The following is a 16568-nucleotide window of genomic DNA, read 5'->3' on the forward strand; positions in this document are numbered from 1 at the left end:
CGCTTATCAGACTGTGGGGAAATCAGGCGGCGACGGCGCCGGGACGGCCGTCCTCGACCACCCAGCTGTTCAGGGTCGAGACCGCCGCATGGGGATCGCGCACGTCCGAGATGGCGCGATAACGGGTGTTCATCCGGTCGCGGTCCATGTCGATGGACATATAGCCCCGCACCCGGCTGTCGAAGAATTTGATCTGCGGGTTGTTCGGCATGTTCGCCATCAGGGCGTCATAGGGCGGGCCGGACGACGAGATCGAGGTGCCGACGAATTCGGTCGCCACCGTCGCGGATGACGGATCGGCGCTGACCCGCTTGACGTCATTGGTCCAGAACGAGTGGTAGTCGCCGCTCAGCACCACCGGATTGCGGGGCTTCAGCGTCGCCAGGGCGTCGGTCATCCGGTCGCGGGCGACGGGATAGCCGTCCCAGGTGTCGGTCCAGTAGCGGGTCTCGGCGTCGCCGTTTCCGAACCTCAGCCCCGCCATCACCAGATCCTGGCCCAGGATGTTCCAGCGCGCCTGCGACCGGGCCAGGCCGTCGTACAGCCAGCGTTCCTGTTCGAAGCCCAGGAAGGTGCGGGCCGGGTCCAGCCGGTCGGGGCAGGCGGCGTCGGTGACCACCTGGCCCTTGCCGCCGTTGACGCCGTCGGCGCAGGCCTGTTTCGAGCGGTACTGCCGGCCGTCCAGCATGAAGAACTGGGCCAGCCGGCCATAGCGGACGCCGCGATAGATCGGCATCTGCAGCCGGGCGTCCAGCCGCGTGCGGCGAATGGGCATGGCCTCGTAGAAGGCCTTGTAGCCGGCGGCGCGCCGCAGCAGGAAATCATTGGGCATGACGCCGGGCGTCTTGGACCAGACGCCGGAATAGTCGTCCTGAATCTCGTGGTCGTCCCACACCGCCAGACAGGGGGCGACGGCGTGCAGCCGTTGCAGGTCCGCGTCCGTCCGGTGCAGGGCGTACCGGTTGCGATAACCCGCCAGGGTCGTCGCCTCTTCCAGTCCGTAGGGCCGCACCACATTGGCCGCCTGGGCGCCCGTGCGGGTGTATTCGTAGATATAGTCGCCCAGGAACAGGGTCAGGTCCGGCGCCTCGTCGGCCATATGGCCATAGGCGCTGAAATAGCCCGACTCCCAGTTCGAGCAGGAGGCGACGGCCAGACGCAGGCGATCGACGTCGGCGTTCGGGGCGGGGGCGGTGCGGGTGCGGCCGACGGGGCTCTGCTGACCCTGGGCGGTGAACCTGTACCAATAGGGGCGGTCGGGGCGCAGGCCCTCGACCTCGATATGCAGGCTGTGGGCGTCGGTGCGATCCGCCACGGCCTCGCCCGAGGCGACGATGCGGTTGAAGGCCTCGTCCGCCGCCACGTCCCAACGCACGGCGACCGGGCCGCCCATGCCGCCCAGGCCGTCCGGCGCCACCGGATCGACCGCCAGCCGCGTCCACAGGACGAAACCATCGGGGGCCGGATCGCCGCTGGCGACGCCCAGCGGGAAGACATAGGCCCCGCCCGCCTGGGCCTGAGCCTGCCCGAACCGCAGCACCAGGGGCGCGGCGACGAAGCCGCCGAGCAGAAGACGTCGGTTCATAGGGGGGGAGAACGGGCTCACCAGATCAGACCCCTATCGCGCCGCCGACAGGGCGGTCGCCTCGGCGCCGAACCGGCTGCGGAAATCCTCCAGCGGGATCGTAAATTCATCCTGCGCCAGAAATTCAGCATCGCTCAGCTGAGGTTGCTCGTTCGGCTTGTACCATTCGGCGTACCGGGGCGTCTCGGAGGCGTAGCGACCATAGTGGGTCGAATAGGTGCGGACCCGCACGGTCGGAACCGGGCCGCCCATATCGAACGTCATCAACCGCATCCAGCCGTCGCCGAGCGCCACCGCCTTGTCGGGCGACAGGCCGGTGTCGATCACGGACTGCTTGCGGTCCTGATAGTCGGACAGGAGCTGGTAGACGGCGCCGCCTGTGCGATTGCGATCCGTACGGAACGACTGGCCGTTGTGGTGGCCGCTCAGCACCATGAAGATCTGCGGATTGCGGTCGATCAGCTTGTCCCACACGCCTTGTGCGCTGTTGTCGAAGGGATCCAGGGCGTGGATGTCGACGACCGGATGGGCGCGGCGTTCCCCGGTCTTGTCCAGAAAGTCATGGGTGGTGATCAGGGTGGGCAGGCCGGCATGGGCGTGGATCACGGTTTCGGCCCACTTCAGGCTCATGTCAGACGGGGCCATCTGCAAGCCGATGTGCAGGAAGCGATAGCCGCCCGCCTCGAAAATCTGGGCGCTGTCGGCGTCGCCGTCGTGCGAGGCGATGTACCACGGCCGGTTCGCAAAGAAGGGCGAGGCGGGGCCGAACGCCTCGGTGAAGGCCGTCAGCCCGCCGATGTGGATCATGCCCAGGCGGCGCAGATCGCCCTCGGGGGCTGTCATATCCCGGGGCCAGGACTGCTCCCACCACTGGGCGTCGTAGTCGTGATTTCCGGGCACGACGGAAAAGGGCAGAACGCCGTCCAGCAGGCGATAGGCCTCGACGGCGGCGGGGATCTCGATCTCCCGCACACGCCGGCTCCAGTCCTCCATACTTGATCCGGCCGGCAGCGGTCGGGCGCTGAATCCACGTCCGGCGTGGTCGGGGTCCACGTCGATCGTCGGATGCTGCCAGACATCGCCCACAGCCGTCGCGAAGACGATGTCCCCGCCGCGCGAGACAGCATTGTCGGCGATGAAGCGCATCTGCTGCATCAACTGATCGCGGGCGTCGAACGGAAAGCCGGCGACCTTCTGATGGGTGTGGTCGGTGTAGTTCTGCGTGTCCGGGATCACCGCGATGGTGAAGCGGCCGTCGGTGTCAGGCTGGGCCAGCGCGGGGAGGGCGAAGGCTGACAAGGCCAGGATTAAAACGCGCAGTCTCGACAGCTTCGACATGGTTATCCCGTTCTCAAAATGACGATCGCCCCGACCGATGGCTCGGTCGGGGCTGTGTCGCTCGTCAGTAGCTGTAGCTCAGGCGGACGCCCCACGTACGGCCGGGGTTGGGCGACATGGTCGGGCGGGCCGAGCCGTTGAAGCCGTTGCGCGTCTCGTCATAGTGCTCGCTGAACAGGTTCTTGCCCCACAGGCTGACGCGCCAGTCGGCGGTCTGGGGGCCGACGGTGACGCTGCCGTTCCACAGCATGTAGCCGGCCAGGACCGAGGCCGAAGACGCGTTGTAGATCTCGTCACGCTGGTAGTAGTTCGTCTCGGCCCGCAGGTTCCAGCCCGCCATGGTCCAGTCGTAGGCGACCGAACCGCTGTAGGTGAACTTCGGGAACTGCAGGGGTTCGCCCGAACGGTCCGTCGAGATGATGACGTCCCAGGGACCGTTCGCCGGGTTGGCCGCCGCCGTGGCCGCATCGTTGATGGCGAAGAACTCGCTGTATTCGCCTTCCTTGTAACCATAGGCCTGGGTGATCGTCAGGCCTTCGAACGGAGTCCACGCCAGCTCGATCTCACCCCCATAGATTTCCGACTTGGGCACATTGGTGATCTTGCCCAGGCGGCCCGACAGGCGGTCGTATTCGATGCCTTGAATCTGCTGGTCGGTATAATCGTAGAAGAAGAGCGCGCCGTTGGCCCGCAGACGGTTGTGGAACCAGTCCGACTTCACGCCAACCTCATAGGCCAGCACGATCTCGGGGCGGAAGGGGGTGGCCGAGGTGGCGTTATAGGTGGTGAAACCGCCCGATTTCACGCCGCGCGCAACGCTGGCGTACAGAAGGGCGCTGTCGGTCAGATCATACTCCAGACCGACCCGGCCGCTGACTTCCGACATCTCGTTGCTGTAGGCCAGCGTCGCCCGCGGCAGGGCCGGCGCCACGGTGGTGCCCGAAGTCCTCAGGGAGCGTTCTTCGGACTCGTAGCGAAGCCCGGCGATCAGCCGGAAGCGGTCGGTGAAGGCGAAACTGTTGTGCGTGAAAATGCCCGCCGCCTGCACGTCCTGGCCATAGGGCGTGTTGATCAGACCGGCCAGGTTTCTGAACTGGGTGTAGAAGCCGCCGTCGATATGTTCGTCGGTCGCATGGACGCCGACCAGCCAGTTCCATCGACCCTCGCCCGTCGAAGCCAGTCGCACTTCTTGCGAAAGGACGTCCAACTGGTTGTAGAAGTAGACGTCGGACTCCTGGTATCGAGTGCCGTCCCAGTCATTGTACTCTGATCGGTCGAAGGTCTGGTAAGCCGTCAGCGAAGTCAGCGCCGCCCAGCCCAGATCGGCCTTGACCCGAAGGTTTATATCGAACCCTGCGTTGTCGCGGCCCGGCTTGTCGCCGACGCTGCGGCCCGAGACGGCGGCCATGGCCGGCGACAGTTGCCAGCCCGTTATACGCCAGGCGGTGTCAGTCGGGATGACCGGGCCCAAGGCCGCATTGCCCGGCGCGTAGGGGCCGCGCAGGCGCAGGCCGAGGCCGTCGGATTTGTCGACCATATAGGTCGCGGTCAGATTGGCCGTGGCCTGCGGGCCGAGGTCCCAGGTCAGCCGCCCGCGGATGGCGCTCTTGTCCCGGTCCCCCAGCACCTCGCCGGTGTCGCGGTTGAACTGCCAGGCCCCGCCCTGTTCGGTGACGGCGGCCAGACGGCCCAGCAGGCCCGGCGCGATCTGGCCCGACACATAGCCCTCGACCATGTAGCGGTCGTAGTTGCCGATTTCAGCCGTCATTCCGGCGCGGAAATCAACCGTGGGCGCATTGGTGATGATGTTGACCGCGCCAGCCGTGCTGTTGCTGCCGTACAGGGTTCCCTGCGGTCCGCGCAGGATCTCCATCCGGGCGATGTCGAACATCGCGCCCTGGGTCGTCACAGTATAGGGGTGGGCGACCTCGTCGACATAGATGCCCGCCGATGAAGTGTTGTTCGCCGAATATTGGGTGGCGCCGATGCCGCGGATACGGAACTGCGGCTGGCCGCCGCCGAACTGGCTGTCGACCTCGACGTTGGGGACGATGTTCTCGATCTCGTTGACGACCGAGACGCCCTTTTCCTTCAGTTCTTCGCCGCCCAGCACGTTCAGGGCGATGCCTACGTCCTGGCTGGCCTGTTCGCGGCGTTGGGCGGTGACGACGACGTCCTGGACGGTGGTGGCCTCAGTGTCCGGGATCGACTGGGCGGCGGCGGGCAGGGCCGCAGCCAGGGCGAGTGCGGCGCTCGAGACGCCGAGGAGCAGACGATGCATTGCACGATCCATTGCGGGCGGCGCGCGCAGGCACCCCCTGCCGCACGGGCCGATCTGTTGATGATGCTGTCGAACAACTGTTCGGTTCGGCGATTTGACGGGAGCGGCCCCTGGCGATGGGGAGGAAGGCTGGAGCCGCTGGCGTCCCACTGAAAAACAACTGTTCGACAACGGTTCGGCATTAGGCGCGGCCTGCTAAGCTTTTATGACGCTTGTAGGAAGACTTTCTGTCAGGGAGCGCCTTGGCAACCTGAAGCTGGAAGTAACGCCCGTTCTATGGCTCTTGCTGCGCCACAAGCTGGGTCGCGGCGGTCTTGAGCGTTGCGCCCGACAGCGGAATCCCCGTCGCCGAGGCGACCAGGGCCTGGCCCTTGATCCAGAGCGCGAACCGGGTGGCGGCCAGTCGGGTCAGGTCGAAACGCGCCGGCCAGACCCCGGCGCTGTTGTAGAAGGTGCCGCCGCCCTCTGGTCCGCGCAGCACCATGGCGAGGTCCTGAAGCGGCGGATCTCGGCGGGCCTCCAGGCAGATGCTGGCGATCAGGCGGGCGTATCGGGTGTAGAAGCCCTCGGCCTGAGGATCGATCGAGACAGTTGGCGTCATGAGCCTTTCCCAGGTCTCGAGCGTGGCCACGGAAGGGTCCATGTCGGGGCGCCGCCTCGCCAGATAATGGGGCAGGTCGCGGAACACGCTGTGCCACACCGCATCCACGACGAAGCGACGCATGTCCGGCCAATGATAGGCGATGGTGGATGTGGAGGTGCCGGCCACTAGGCTGACCGAGCGATTGCTCACGCCGGCCACGCCGCCTGCCAGGATCTGGTCCGCCGCGATGTCGAGCAGTTTGAGCCGCATCGAATCGACCTCCAGTCCCGCAGCCGGCGCCTGGGGCAGAACCAGGTGTTCGCGATACCAGAAGGCGGCCGGGGCGGGGCCGTCCTCTCGGCCCAGGACTCGGTCGACCAGGGCGCCCAGGCCCTCGGCGCTGATGACCTCATAGTCGGTGCGGCCCAGAAGGGCGCCGGCGTAGAATTGTTCGGTGACGAGACAGGCGGTCAGGGGCGCGGCGAAATCGGCGGCGCCGGGGACGGTCGCCAGATAGGTCCACCAGGCCGCCTCGCGCATCGCCTCCCAGCGTCGCATCAGGTCATGGCGCGCCTCGCCCAGGTCCGTGTCCAGCAGCAGGGCCTCCCAGACCCGAACAAAGCCGGCTTCGGCTGCGGCGCGGAGCCTCAGATAGCGCAGGACAAGGGCGAGCAGGGTGTCGCGGCTCGCCGGCAGACCAGCCACGGCGCCGAAGAAGCGCTGATGAAAAACGGCGTCCGCCTCCAGCGCATGTTCACCGACCGCCAGGACCAGGCCGGACTTGGCGCCGAACAGGTTGACGATGACGGTCGTGCTCTTGCCGACGGCCTGGGCCAGGTCGCGCAGGGTCAGTTTGCGGAAACCCTGAGCGATCACCAGGTCGATGGCCGCCTCGATGATCCGCTGCGCGTCGGTCGATCTGGGTGAGGCTTGTCGCTGAAGCATAGGCGTCAATGGTCTGGCGAAGCCGCGATGTCGAGACCCTATGGAGGTCGTCAGACCCTCAGCCCAGGGTCAAGGTCCGCAGGCGCAGAAGCCGGTCTCCGGCCGTGATGAACAGGCTCCGGCCGTCTTCGCCGAAGGTGCAGTTCGCCGCAGCCCCGCCGGTGTCGATACGGCCCAGGCTGCGCCCCTCGGGCGTCAGCACATGTACTCCGCCGGGACCGGTGGCGAACAGATGGCCCGCGCGATCGACGGCCATACCATCCGGCAGGCCAGGATTGGACGGCCCGACCTGATCGGAGAAGTCCATCAGCACGCGCGGCTTCATCGCCGGCCCGGTTCGCCTCAGATCATAGGCCAGCAATAACGGGCGTTCGGGATCGGAGACCGCCACATAGAGGGTCCGCTGATCCGGCGACAGGCCGATCCCGTTGGGGAAGCTGAGACTGTCGTCCAACAGGGTCACGACGCCGTCGGGGTCGAGCCGATAGACGCCGTTGTACGCCGTCTCCTTCAGCGGCGACCGGTCCATGTCCTTCAGTCCATAGGGCGGATCGGTGAAGAAGATCGCGCCGTTGGAGGTCTGGACCAGGTCATTGGGCGAACTGAAGCGGGCGTCGCCATAGCGGGTCGCCAGCAGGGTCTTGGCGCGGGTGGCCAGATCGACGCGCGCAATGGCGCGGGCGCCATGATCGGCCATCAGGATCGAACCGCGGGGGCCGGCGATCAGACCGTTCGACCCTGGCTCTCGAAAGACAGACGCGTCCGGCCCGTCATAGCCCGACGGCTCCATGAAGACCGAGACGCCGTCCTTCTCGGACCAGCGATGAATCCGGTTCTCGGGCACGTCGCTGAACAGCAGATAGCCGCCGTCAGCGATCCATACCGGGCCTTCGGACCAGGTGAAGCCCGACGCGAGCGTCTCCAGCCGGGCGTCCGGGGCGATCAGGCGGTCCAGCGCCGGATCGTGACGGATCACGCGGGCGGCGGAGGCGGAGGCGGGGGCGCGGGCGGTGGCGCAACCGGCGCCGACGAGGCTTCCCGCGAGGCTTCCAGCGAGAACGAGACGACGAGAGAGGGTCAGGGCGAAACTCCGGGACAAGGGGAAGGGTTGGTGTGGTTTCAGGGCGAGACGGCGCGGCGCGCAGGCTTCATGATCATCGGGCTTGTTTCAATCTGAACGGCCGACGCGTTGTGGGCGGAGCGCAAGTACTGGAGTTTTTTCTGTCACGACAAGCCATCATCCTGTCGCATCATCGAAGCGATGGCTGTCGGCGTCTTCCATATCGGCGGCAAACGTCGGCGAGGCTGTCAGGCGGCTTGACGACTCGGGTCGGACCAAGGCTAGCTTTCGCCATGGCAAAAGTCGCGATCAAGACGCCCCAAGGCGATAACCTCAATCCCGTAGACCTGCACGTGGGCCGGCGTGTCGCCGAACGCCGCCAGGCGTTGCGCTACAGTCAGGCTCAACTGGCCCAGGCGGCCGGGGTCACCTTCCAGCAGATCCAGAAGTACGAGCGCGGGAGCAATCGGATCGCCGCCTCGCGTCTGTGGGAGATTGCGGAATTCCTGAACGTGGATCTGAACTACTTCTTTGAGGGTCTGGGTTTGCCCGATGGACCCGAGGCGCGCATGGGCGGCGCACCCACGAAACAGACGGCCGAGATCGCCCGGCGGGCGCCCGAGCTGTCAGTGCGAAACCAGAAGCTCGTTCTGGACCTGATCCAGCAACTGGCCCGGGTTTCTGCAGAGACCGGCGCGGAAATCGATGTCTAGACTTCGGCTCGCTGTCCGTTGCGGACGGCGAGCCCTTTCGCGGATCGGACGCTAGGCGATGGGGCGACTGACGCGGCGCGAGATCGAATGCGTGCAACTGGCCGGCCTGAGACTGTCAAATCAGGAGATTGCAGACGTGCTGGGCATCACGCCCAGCACCGTGGCGAACTATCTGCAAAGCGCCAACGCCAAACTCGGCACCAGTCACCGGAGGGCGGCGGCCCAGGCGCTGGGCATTCAATACCCAGGCGCCGGAATGACCGATGCCGAACTGGCCGAGCGGCTGCCAGAAAGACTGCGTCCGGCCGTCTCGCCGGGCGTGGGGAACCCGATCGATGACCGGCCCTGGGCGGCGCGCTTCTGGCGACCGCCTCCGGCGAACCGGTTCATCCGTCTGGGCGTCATCGTCGGCGCGACGGCGCTCTGGCTGCTCGTACTGGGCGGTCTGACGTCTTTGGTGATGGCGATCTTCTCGACGCTCGACGCATGGCGGCCCTCTTAGCCGGGATCCTCGCCATGAATCACAAGACCGACTTCGCCAACTTAATCGCCAGACGACTTCAGACCGCTGAACAGGCGCTCGATCAGGCGCTCGCCGAAATCAGCCTTCTGACCCACGACATGACGCGCCACCGCGCCGGCGCCCGGTTCGCCGCCCAGGCGGGCCACCAGGCCCTGGTCGACGTCCAGGCGGCGGCCGGGGCGCTTGTCGAGGGGCGGTCCCGGCTCGTGGCCAGTCACGATCGACTGGCGCGCATCGCCCGCACGCTCGGCATAATCGTCACAGCCGGCGGACCGCTGGAGGGCAAGGATCAGCCCGCCGGCGGAGCGACGGCGCTGGCGCTGGACGCCTGATGCTCCAGGCGGGGCTGCTGATCATCAGTCTGGTCGCCCTGGCCGCCCCTGTCGTCTGGGGCGGTCGCGCCGACCGCTGGGCCGCCGTGCTGCTGCTGGCGGACATGGTGCTCAGCCCATTGGCGCAGCATCTGATGCTCGGCGATGTCCGCTGGGGCGTCGCTCTGGTGGATCTCGCCTGCGCGATCGGCCTGATCGGCCTGGCGTTGCGGGCGGACCGCTGGTGGCTTCTGTTCGCCGCTGGTCTTCAGGTCGCCGTCGTCCTGACCCATTTCGCCGCCCTGGGCCCCGCCTTCATCTATAACTGGACGGCCGTCACGGTCAGGCTTGCGACCTGGATCGCCTTGCTGATCGTGCTTCTGGCCGGTGCCTATGAAGCTCATCTGGTGCGCCGGTATCGATTGCTGCCTGGCGCGCCGGCCTAACTCACTCTTGTTGATTTCGCCGTCGCCAGGGGCTGACGGCGAGGAGATTCCACCATGGCCGAGAGCCACATGCCGACCTTCGCCGACCTGTTCGCCGAATGGGACATCCTTCGCCGGTTCGACGGCTTCCTGCCCGATGAATTTGCATCCTACGAAGCCTGCTGCGCGGCCGAGCGCGATTTTGAGATGCGGCTTGAGCGATGCGAGAGCCAGTTGCTCGCCTGCACGCCCACGTCCGAACGGGAAGCCGCCTGGCTGCTCGAGGTGATCAATACAGGCGAGGGGCTCACGCCCCAGACGTTCGCCACATTGAACCGCATCCAGGCGTGGATGATGTCGCGCGGCATGACGGCGGAGGGGATGGCTTCGACATCGCCGCGTCCCTCACAGATACGGTATGCCGCGTCCGCCGCAGACAGGGAGGCCGCCCCCAGGCCTTGAACCGTCGCGCACCGTCGAAGCCGAGGCTTGGTTCCCGGCGCGGGCAGAGCCTGCGTTGGGGCGCCAGGCCAGGCTTGACGGCGCCCGTCATTCGCGGATGCGAAGTCAAACCGACATCAAGGTGTCGAATTTCCGTTACGCGCCGCTTCTATGTCGGCCCCTTCGGTAAGGGGCCGCCCAGTGAGTCACGAGCACGAAGTGGGGCAGGCGCTTGTGACGCACAATCGTGCGCTTCTCGCCTATGTGCGACGGAGACTGGCGTCGAGCGCCGATGCGGAAGACGTCGCGCAGGAGGCTATTCTGCGTGTGCTTTCCCGTGCGCGGGTGGCGCTGATCACGGATCCGCTGTCCTACGCGATGCGGGCCGCCCGCAATATTCTGATCGATCGCGCGCGCCGATCGGAAACCACGCCTTTTGACGATTTCGGCGAGACGGACCACCAAGCGGACGGCGCGGCGTCTCCCTTGGAAGCGCTGGACATGAACCAACGGCTGCGTCTGTGTCAGAAAGCCCTGGACGCCATGCCCGCCGTGCGCCGCGAGGTGTTCGTGAGACGCCGCGCCGGCGAGGAATCCTATGAACATATCGCCGGCGAATTGAACATGTCGGTCGAGGCGGTTCAGAAACACTATAGTCGCGCCGCTCAGACGCTTCGCAAGACGGCGGAGGGGCGTCATGTCGACTGAAACCTTTGACGCTCGTGACGACCGGGCGGCGGCCCTTTGGGCGGATGAAAAGCAGGGAGACGGCTGGACCCCGGCGCGGCATGCCGCGCTGAACGCCTGGCTGGCGGGGCGGCCCGATCGACAGCGCCTGCTGGAGCAGCATGAGGCTCTGATCGCCGATCCGGCCGTCCTGTGGGCGGCGCGGCGAGCCGCTCACCGGACGGCGAAGCCGGGCCTGTTCGCCTCGACGCCGGCCTGGGTGAAGATCTGGGCGCCGGCGGGCCTGGCCGCCTGTGTCGCCTGCGCGGCCCTGTTCGTCGCGACCTCTTCCCTTCGGGGAGAGATGATCGTCGGTCGTCGCGGGGTTCCGCAAGCCGTGGCCCTGGCGGATGGCTCGGCGGTCCGGCTGAATGGCGCAAGCAAGGTGCGTGTCCTGCTGGGCGACACGGAACGGAGACTGCGACTGGACGGCGAAGGCTTCTTCGAAGTCGCTCATGACGCTGGCCGCCCCTTTACGGTGGAAGCCGAAGGGGTGCGGATCACCGCCGTCGGCACTCGGTTCAACGTGGACTCTCTCGAGACCCCTGACGGCCCGATGGTCGAGGTCGTGGTGTTCGAAGGCGCCGTCGACGTGACGCCGACCAAGGGGCGCGTCGTGAGAATCCGGGCCGGGGAGCGTGGTCGGGTGCTGAAGGCCGGTGTTCAACGCGCCAGCCTGCGACAACCCGAGGCCAAGACCGACCTTCCATCCTGGACCAGGGGGTGGCTGGAACTGGATGAGACGACCCTGACCAGCGTGATCGGCGATCTGAAACGGACCACCGGGGTGGAGGTCTCACTCTCTGATCCGAAACTGGGCCGTGCGCTCGTGAGCGGTCGTTTCTCCTATGAGAATCCCGAGAACGCCCTGGCCGCGATCGCCCGGCTTCATGGGCTCAGGCTGACCCGAAAAGACGCCGGCCACTATCTGCTGTCTGAAGCTTAGGTGACGGATAGGGCAAGTTTTCAAGACGGGTGTCAGGACCGCGATGTTCGTCGTCTTCCCCAATAGCGGCCAGGTTCGGCCGCGGGGGATCTATCACATGCGTATTTACAAGACCGGCCTCCTTGCGGCGGCCGCCGTCGCCGTCCTGACATCCGCCGCCGCTCCGGCCCAGGCCTGGCAGGCCGCCAGCAGCGCCGAGGCGCGCGCCGCCATCAACATCCCGGCGCAGGATCTGGGACGTGCGATCCAGACCCTGTCACGTCAGACCGGCCTGCAGATCGTCTTCGACCCTGAACTGACGCGGGGTCTGCGGGCTCAGGCCGTTTCCGGCTCCATGACTCCCCGTGAGGCGCTTCGCCGGATGATCGCGGGCTCCGGCGTCGAGGCGCGCGAGGTTCGCGGCGTTCTGACCCTGGTGCGCCAGACGGCCGAGGCGTCCATGCCCACCCCGGATGCGACGGTGCTGGAGGAGGTCCTGGTGGTCGGCTACGCCGCCGGTATGCGGCGCTCGCTGGACGCCAAGCGCGACGCCGACTTCATCTCCGACGTCATCAGCGCCGACGACATGGGCGACCTGCCGGCCAACAATGTGGCCGAGTCCCTGTCGCGCCTGCCGGGCGTCAACGCCGTGCGCAACCACACCACGGGCGAGGGCGACCGGATCACGATCCGCGGCCTGTCGACCGAGCTGAACAACTACACCATGAACGGCGTCCGCATCGGCGGCACCGGTTCCCCGGACGACAGCTTCTATCGCGGCGTGCGGCTCAGCTTTCTGCCGCCGGAAGGCATCGACTCCATCACGGTGGTCAAGAGCCTGACGCCGGACCGCGACGGCGACGCCCTGGGCGGCTCCATCGACATCCGCACCCCTACCGCCTTCGACCACAAGCCGACCTACGGCGTCCTGTCGGCCTCGGCCGGTCTGCTGGACAAGTTCGACGACAAGACCTCGGGCGAAGTTTCCGGCTCCTTCGGCCGCCAGTTCAACGACCACTGGGGCGTGTTCGTCACCGCCAGCTGGTCACGGCGCAAGTCCCAGTTCGAACAGAACGGCGTCGATGGCGATAACCAGCCTCCCGTCTGGTACGAAGACAGCGAAAGCCTGGGTTGGGACACCGATACCTTCGTGCTGCGCGGCATGGACCTGGCGTTCGGCGAGACCGAGGTCGAGCGCAAGGGGCTGAACGCCAGCCTCGACTACCGCGGCGATCACCACGACTTCCACTTTCGCGGTCAGTTCAATGAATATACCCAGGACGAGTTCGACAACCGGCTGAACTTCCGCAATGACACGTCGAAGAACTCCACGCGACTGACCCAGGTGGACAAGACCGCCACCGGTCTGGCCAGCCCGGATGACGCCATCATAGGTTCAGGCGCCAAGGGCAATATCTATTCCTACACCACCGCCCAGATCGTGGACCGAGACGGCGACGGCGTCATCACCGATGCGGACCGATCGACCAGGTCCTACTACACGCTGAACGGCGCCTCGGGGACCTGGGATCCGCAGGGCTTCCGCCTGCGTCGCTTCTGGGAAGGCTCGCGCGAAACCGGTTCGCTGATGTCGCTGAACCTGGGCGGCGTCAGCCGTTACGGCGACTTCAAGCTCGACTACGATCTGTCCTACGCCAAGTCCGAGGACAATATCGACGACAGCTACGACATGGAGTTCCGTAGCGACAAATACGGCTGGCTGGGCAACAAAGGCGTCGATATCGTCAACTTCGGCGACAGCCGCTTCCCCAAATGGGTGCTGAACGACGCCGGCATGGCGGCGGTGCAGGACCCGGCGCAATACAAGTATGCGGGCCTGTCCGGTGAGGTCGGCGGGGCGCAGGAGGATCTGTGGCAGGGCCAGTTCAACGCCGAATGGCGGCCCGTTTCGCCCTGGCTGGACTCGGTAAAGGGCGGCGCGAAATTCTATTCCTCCAAACGCGCGACCTATAGCGGCGAGTTCCTTGATCTGGACGCGGAGGGGACCCTGGCGGACTTCTCGGCCTTCTACGGCAAGGAGGTCACCGACCTGTTCGACGGCGAATATACGGGCCTCTATCGTCTGGGCGTGATCATCGACAATCAGGCCATGTTGGCCGAGCTTCAGCGGGCGATGAACGGCGACAGCAGCTTCTTCGAAGGCTTCGCCACCGATCCCTCCAGCGCCAAGCTCAGCGGAGAAGACAGTTTCGAGTTCAAGGAAGACATTCTCGCCGGCTATCTGATGGCCACGGCCCGCTTCGGCGACGCCCAGATCATCGGCGGCCTGCGGGTCGAGAGCACCCGCAACGACATCTCGGCCTATGTGCTGGACGAGGTGCAGGGTGAGCGATTCACCACGGACAAGAGCGACTTCGTCAATGTCCTGCCGTCGATCCACCTGAACTATGCGCTGAATCGCAACACCAAGGTGCGGGCGGCGATCTGGACCAGCTTCGCCCGTCCCGACATCGCGCGCATGACCTCGGCCCGGGAATACAGCTACGACATCGATCCGGACGGCGACGGCGAGGAGAACCCCACCTCGGATTGGGTGCTGATCGGCATCGAACAGGGCAACCCGGATCTGAAGCCGATGAAGGCGATCAACTACGATCTGTCGATCGAGCGCTACAACGGCGACACCGGCGCCTATTCGCTGGGCCTGTTCTACAAGGATATCGAGAACTTCCTGTTCCGCTCGGCCTCCAGCAACATCCGCGACGGCACGGCGGGGGCGAACATCGGGCCGGACGGCGTCACCATCTCCATGCCCAACAACGGCAAATGGGCCGAGGTTTACGGCGTCGAGATGAGCGCCCAGCAGATCTTCTACTGGTTGCCGGGGGCCCTGTCGGGCCTGGGCGCAAGCGTGAACCTGACGCTGCAGCATTCGGAAGCCGAGACCGGGATTTCCTGGCACCCGGCGGGCTACACCCTGCCGCTGATGGAGACGCCCGAGGCCATCGCCAATGTACAGTTGTTCTGGCAGTACAGCGGATGGGAAGCCTATGCCGCCTACAGCTACCAGTCGGAATTCCTGGAGGGAATTCAGGACTTCGGCAATAATCCCTACGAACAGGACTATGAGTTCGTGGACCTGAACGTGCGGCGCAAGCTATGGGGCGGCGCCACCGCCTCGCTGCAGGTGCAGAACCTCTTCGACAACCACACCTACTGGTACACGGCCGGTTCGAGCACGGCCTCCAGCCGGGCCTATATCAAGAACGGGCGGTCGATCTCGCTCGGCCTGACCTACGTCTTCTGAGGGTGACGAAAATGATGTTTGTTCGCACCCTCATGCTCGGGGCCGCTGTCGCGGCCCTGGGCGTCTCCACCGGCGCCCAGGCCCAGGCACTGGCCCAGACGCAGCGTCCGGATCGCCCCGAACCAGCGCCGGTCCAGGCGTCCGAACGCCCGATAGCGCCGGCGACGGTCCAGCCGGAGCGGATCATTCTGAACCTGACCGCCGATCCGGCGCATCAGATGGCCGTCACCTGGCGCACCGCGCCGGGCCTGGACGGGCAGGTGGAGTTCGCCGAGGCCCAGGACGGGCCGGACTTCATCGCCTCCGCCGTTCGCGTGGCCGCGACCACCGACGACGCGGTCCTGGCGGTGCGCGAGGCGGCGGACTTCCGCGCCGCCTATCATTCGGCCGTAATGAAGGGGCTGAAGCCGGCGACCGTCTATGTCTACCGGGTCGGTTCGGGCGGGGCCTGGTCCGAGTGGCTGCAGTTCAAGACGGCGGCCGCGACGCCCGAGCCCTTCACCTTCCTGTATTTTGGGGACATGCAGAACAATATCCTCAGCGAGGCGTCCCGCACCCTGAGGATGGGGTTCCGCAAGGCCGGTGACGCGGCCTTCGTCATCCACGCCGGCGACCTGATCAACCGGCACGACAGCGACAACGAGTGGGGCGAATGGTTCGCCTCGGGCGGATTCCTGTACGCCCAGACGCCGCAGATGCCGACGCCGGGCAATCACGAATACGGCCGCGGCCCGATCCTGAACTCCCAATGGCGCCGGCAGTTCACCCTGCCGGAGACCGGGCCGGCGGGCGCCGAACGTCTGAAGGAAACCGCCTGGACCGTCGATTATCAGGGTCTGCGCCTGATCTCGATCGACGCCCCGCTGTTCCATGGCGACGAGGCCATGCGGGCCGAAATGGTGCGATGGCTGGATCAGGTCCTGGCCGACAATCCGAACCGCTGGACAGTGCTGTTCCTGCACTTCCCGCTGTTCTCGATCGACCCCGACCGGGACAACAGCCGCGTCCGCGATGCGCTGAAGCCGCTGATCGACAAGTACGGAGTGGACCTGGTGCTTCAGGCCCACGACCACGGCTATGCGCGCGGCGCCATAGGCGAGGGGGCCATGACCAACGCCGGCCCTGGCCACAGGTCGGACCAGGGCTCGACCTATGTGGTCTCGGTCGCCGGGCCGAAGATGTATCCGATGGCGGATCTGACCTGGGCCGACCGGACGGCCGCGCGGACCCAGACCTTCCAGACGCTGAATGTGTCGCAAGACGCGGTGGTCTATCGCGCCTTCACCGCGACAGGCCGCGAACTGGACGCCTTCCGCCTGACGAAGGGCGAGGACGGGATCGCCAGGGTGGAAACGCTGGAGGGGGAAGAGCGGGGGGACTGATCCGCCCTTTTTTTTTCTGAAGCGCCGGAGGCTGGCGTTTTCCGGCCCGAGTCAGGGTGACG

The 16568-nt window shown here is 66.2% G+C and carries 14 protein-coding genes; 9 read left to right on the forward strand and 5 right to left on the reverse strand.

Annotation, left to right across the window (positions count from 1 at the left end; genetic code table 11):
• Positions 1–22: 22 nt before the first annotated feature.
• The 5 genes from ACP7CK_RS04860 to ACP7CK_RS04880 all read right to left on the reverse strand — a co-directional run bounded on the left by ACP7CK_RS04860 (position 23) and on the right by ACP7CK_RS04880 (position 7831).
• A complete protein-coding gene (locus ACP7CK_RS04860; RefSeq protein WP_426025287.1) occupies positions 23–1585 on the reverse strand; it encodes an alkaline phosphatase D family protein in 1563 nt (520 codons plus the stop codon).
• A gap of 33 nt (positions 1586–1618) precedes the next feature.
• Entirely contained in the window at positions 1619–2923 is a 1305-nt protein-coding gene (locus ACP7CK_RS04865; RefSeq protein WP_426025288.1) for a serine/threonine protein phosphatase, read from the reverse strand.
• Between the two features lie 64 nt (positions 2924–2987).
• The gene (locus ACP7CK_RS04870; RefSeq protein ID WP_426025289.1) at positions 2988–5204 is read right to left on the reverse strand and encodes a TonB-dependent receptor; all 2217 of its coding nucleotides are present in this window, start codon (positions 5202–5204) and stop codon (positions 2988–2990) included.
• Positions 5205–5478: 274 nt separating this feature from the next.
• Positions 5479–6732, reverse strand: coding sequence for a TetR/AcrR family transcriptional regulator (locus tag ACP7CK_RS04875; RefSeq protein ID WP_426025290.1), 1254 nt, complete (start codon positions 6730–6732; stop codon positions 5479–5481).
• Positions 6733–6790: 58 nt separating this feature from the next.
• A complete protein-coding gene (locus tag ACP7CK_RS04880) occupies positions 6791–7831 on the reverse strand; it encodes an SMP-30/gluconolactonase/LRE family protein (protein ID WP_426025291.1) in 1041 nt (346 codons plus the stop codon).
• A 254-nt stretch (positions 7832–8085) separates the two neighbouring features.
• Here ACP7CK_RS04880 and ACP7CK_RS04885 point away from each other — a divergent pair, with 254 nt between their 5' ends.
• From ACP7CK_RS04885 to ACP7CK_RS04925, 9 genes are all read left to right on the forward strand, one after another.
• Positions 8086–8505: a helix-turn-helix domain-containing protein gene (locus tag ACP7CK_RS04885; RefSeq protein WP_008261975.1), complete on the forward strand. Its 420-nt coding sequence runs from the start codon at positions 8086–8088 to the stop codon at positions 8503–8505.
• Positions 8506–8563: 58 nt separating this feature from the next.
• Positions 8564–9007 carry a response regulator transcription factor gene (locus tag ACP7CK_RS04890; RefSeq protein WP_292147505.1) on the forward strand — a complete coding sequence of 148 codons (444 nt, stop codon included), beginning with the start codon at positions 8564–8566 and terminating at the stop codon, positions 9005–9007.
• A gap of 14 nt (positions 9008–9021) precedes the next feature.
• The gene (locus ACP7CK_RS04895) at positions 9022–9360 is read left to right on the forward strand and encodes a hypothetical protein (RefSeq protein ID WP_008260189.1); all 339 of its coding nucleotides are present in this window, start codon (positions 9022–9024) and stop codon (positions 9358–9360) included.
• Complete coding sequence (locus ACP7CK_RS04900) at positions 9360–9785, forward strand: hypothetical protein (protein ID WP_008264033.1); 426 nt, start codon at positions 9360–9362, stop codon at positions 9783–9785. The genes ACP7CK_RS04895 and ACP7CK_RS04900 overlap by 1 nt, the downstream gene beginning before the upstream one ends.
• A 69-nt stretch (positions 9786–9854) precedes the next feature.
• Positions 9855–10226 carry a hypothetical protein gene (locus tag ACP7CK_RS04905; protein WP_154726041.1) on the forward strand — a complete coding sequence of 124 codons (372 nt, stop codon included), beginning with the start codon at positions 9855–9857 and terminating at the stop codon, positions 10224–10226.
• 180 nt (positions 10227–10406) lie between these two features.
• The gene (locus ACP7CK_RS04910; protein ID WP_164952572.1) at positions 10407–10913 is read left to right on the forward strand and encodes an RNA polymerase sigma factor; all 507 of its coding nucleotides are present in this window, start codon (positions 10407–10409) and stop codon (positions 10911–10913) included.
• Complete coding sequence (locus ACP7CK_RS04915; RefSeq protein WP_426025292.1) at positions 10903–11877, forward strand: FecR family protein; 975 nt, start codon at positions 10903–10905, stop codon at positions 11875–11877. Before ACP7CK_RS04910 ends, ACP7CK_RS04915 begins: the two co-directional genes overlap by 11 nt.
• 97 nt (positions 11878–11974) lie before the next feature.
• Positions 11975–15124 (forward strand): TonB-dependent receptor, encoded by a 3150-nt coding sequence (locus ACP7CK_RS04920; RefSeq protein ID WP_426025293.1) that lies wholly within the window; start codon positions 11975–11977, stop codon positions 15122–15124.
• 11 nt (positions 15125–15135) lie between these two features.
• Positions 15136–16506: a fibronectin type III domain-containing protein gene (locus ACP7CK_RS04925; RefSeq protein WP_426025294.1), complete on the forward strand. Its 1371-nt coding sequence runs from the start codon at positions 15136–15138 to the stop codon at positions 16504–16506.
• Positions 16507–16568: the final 62 nt, after the last annotated feature.

This window comes from Brevundimonas sp. TSRC1-1, from assembly GCF_049898245.1.
GTDB lineage: Bacteria > Pseudomonadota > Alphaproteobacteria > Caulobacterales > Caulobacteraceae > Brevundimonas > Brevundimonas mediterranea_A.

Excerpts from the sequence above, each read along its gene's own strand:
- ACP7CK_RS04860 (WP_426025287.1), bottom strand. The coding sequence starts at position 1,585 with ATGAACCGACGTCTTCTGCTCGGCGGCTTCGTCGCCGCGCCCCTGGTG.
- ACP7CK_RS04865 (WP_426025288.1), bottom strand. The coding sequence starts at position 2,923 with ATGTCGAAGCTGTCGAGACTGCGCGTTTTAATCCTGGCCTTGTCAGCC.
- ACP7CK_RS04870 (WP_426025289.1), bottom strand. The coding sequence starts at position 5,204 with ATGCATCGTCTGCTCCTCGGCGTCTCGAGCGCCGCACTCGCCCTGGCT.
- ACP7CK_RS04875 (WP_426025290.1), bottom strand. The coding sequence starts at position 6,732 with ATGCTTCAGCGACAAGCCTCACCCAGATCGACCGACGCGCAGCGGATC.
- ACP7CK_RS04885 (WP_008261975.1), top strand. The coding sequence starts at position 8,086 with ATGGCAAAAGTCGCGATCAAGACGCCCCAAGGCGATAACCTCAATCCC.
- ACP7CK_RS04890 (WP_292147505.1), top strand. The coding sequence starts at position 8,564 with ATGGGGCGACTGACGCGGCGCGAGATCGAATGCGTGCAACTGGCCGGC.
- ACP7CK_RS04895 (WP_008260189.1), top strand. The coding sequence starts at position 9,022 with ATGAATCACAAGACCGACTTCGCCAACTTAATCGCCAGACGACTTCAG.
- ACP7CK_RS04900 (WP_008264033.1), top strand. The coding sequence starts at position 9,360 with ATGCTCCAGGCGGGGCTGCTGATCATCAGTCTGGTCGCCCTGGCCGCC.
- ACP7CK_RS04905 (WP_154726041.1), top strand. The coding sequence starts at position 9,855 with ATGCCGACCTTCGCCGACCTGTTCGCCGAATGGGACATCCTTCGCCGG.
- ACP7CK_RS04915 (WP_426025292.1), top strand. The coding sequence starts at position 10,903 with ATGTCGACTGAAACCTTTGACGCTCGTGACGACCGGGCGGCGGCCCTT.
- ACP7CK_RS04920 (WP_426025293.1), top strand. The coding sequence starts at position 11,975 with ATGCGTATTTACAAGACCGGCCTCCTTGCGGCGGCCGCCGTCGCCGTC.
- ACP7CK_RS04925 (WP_426025294.1), top strand. The coding sequence starts at position 15,136 with ATGATGTTTGTTCGCACCCTCATGCTCGGGGCCGCTGTCGCGGCCCTG.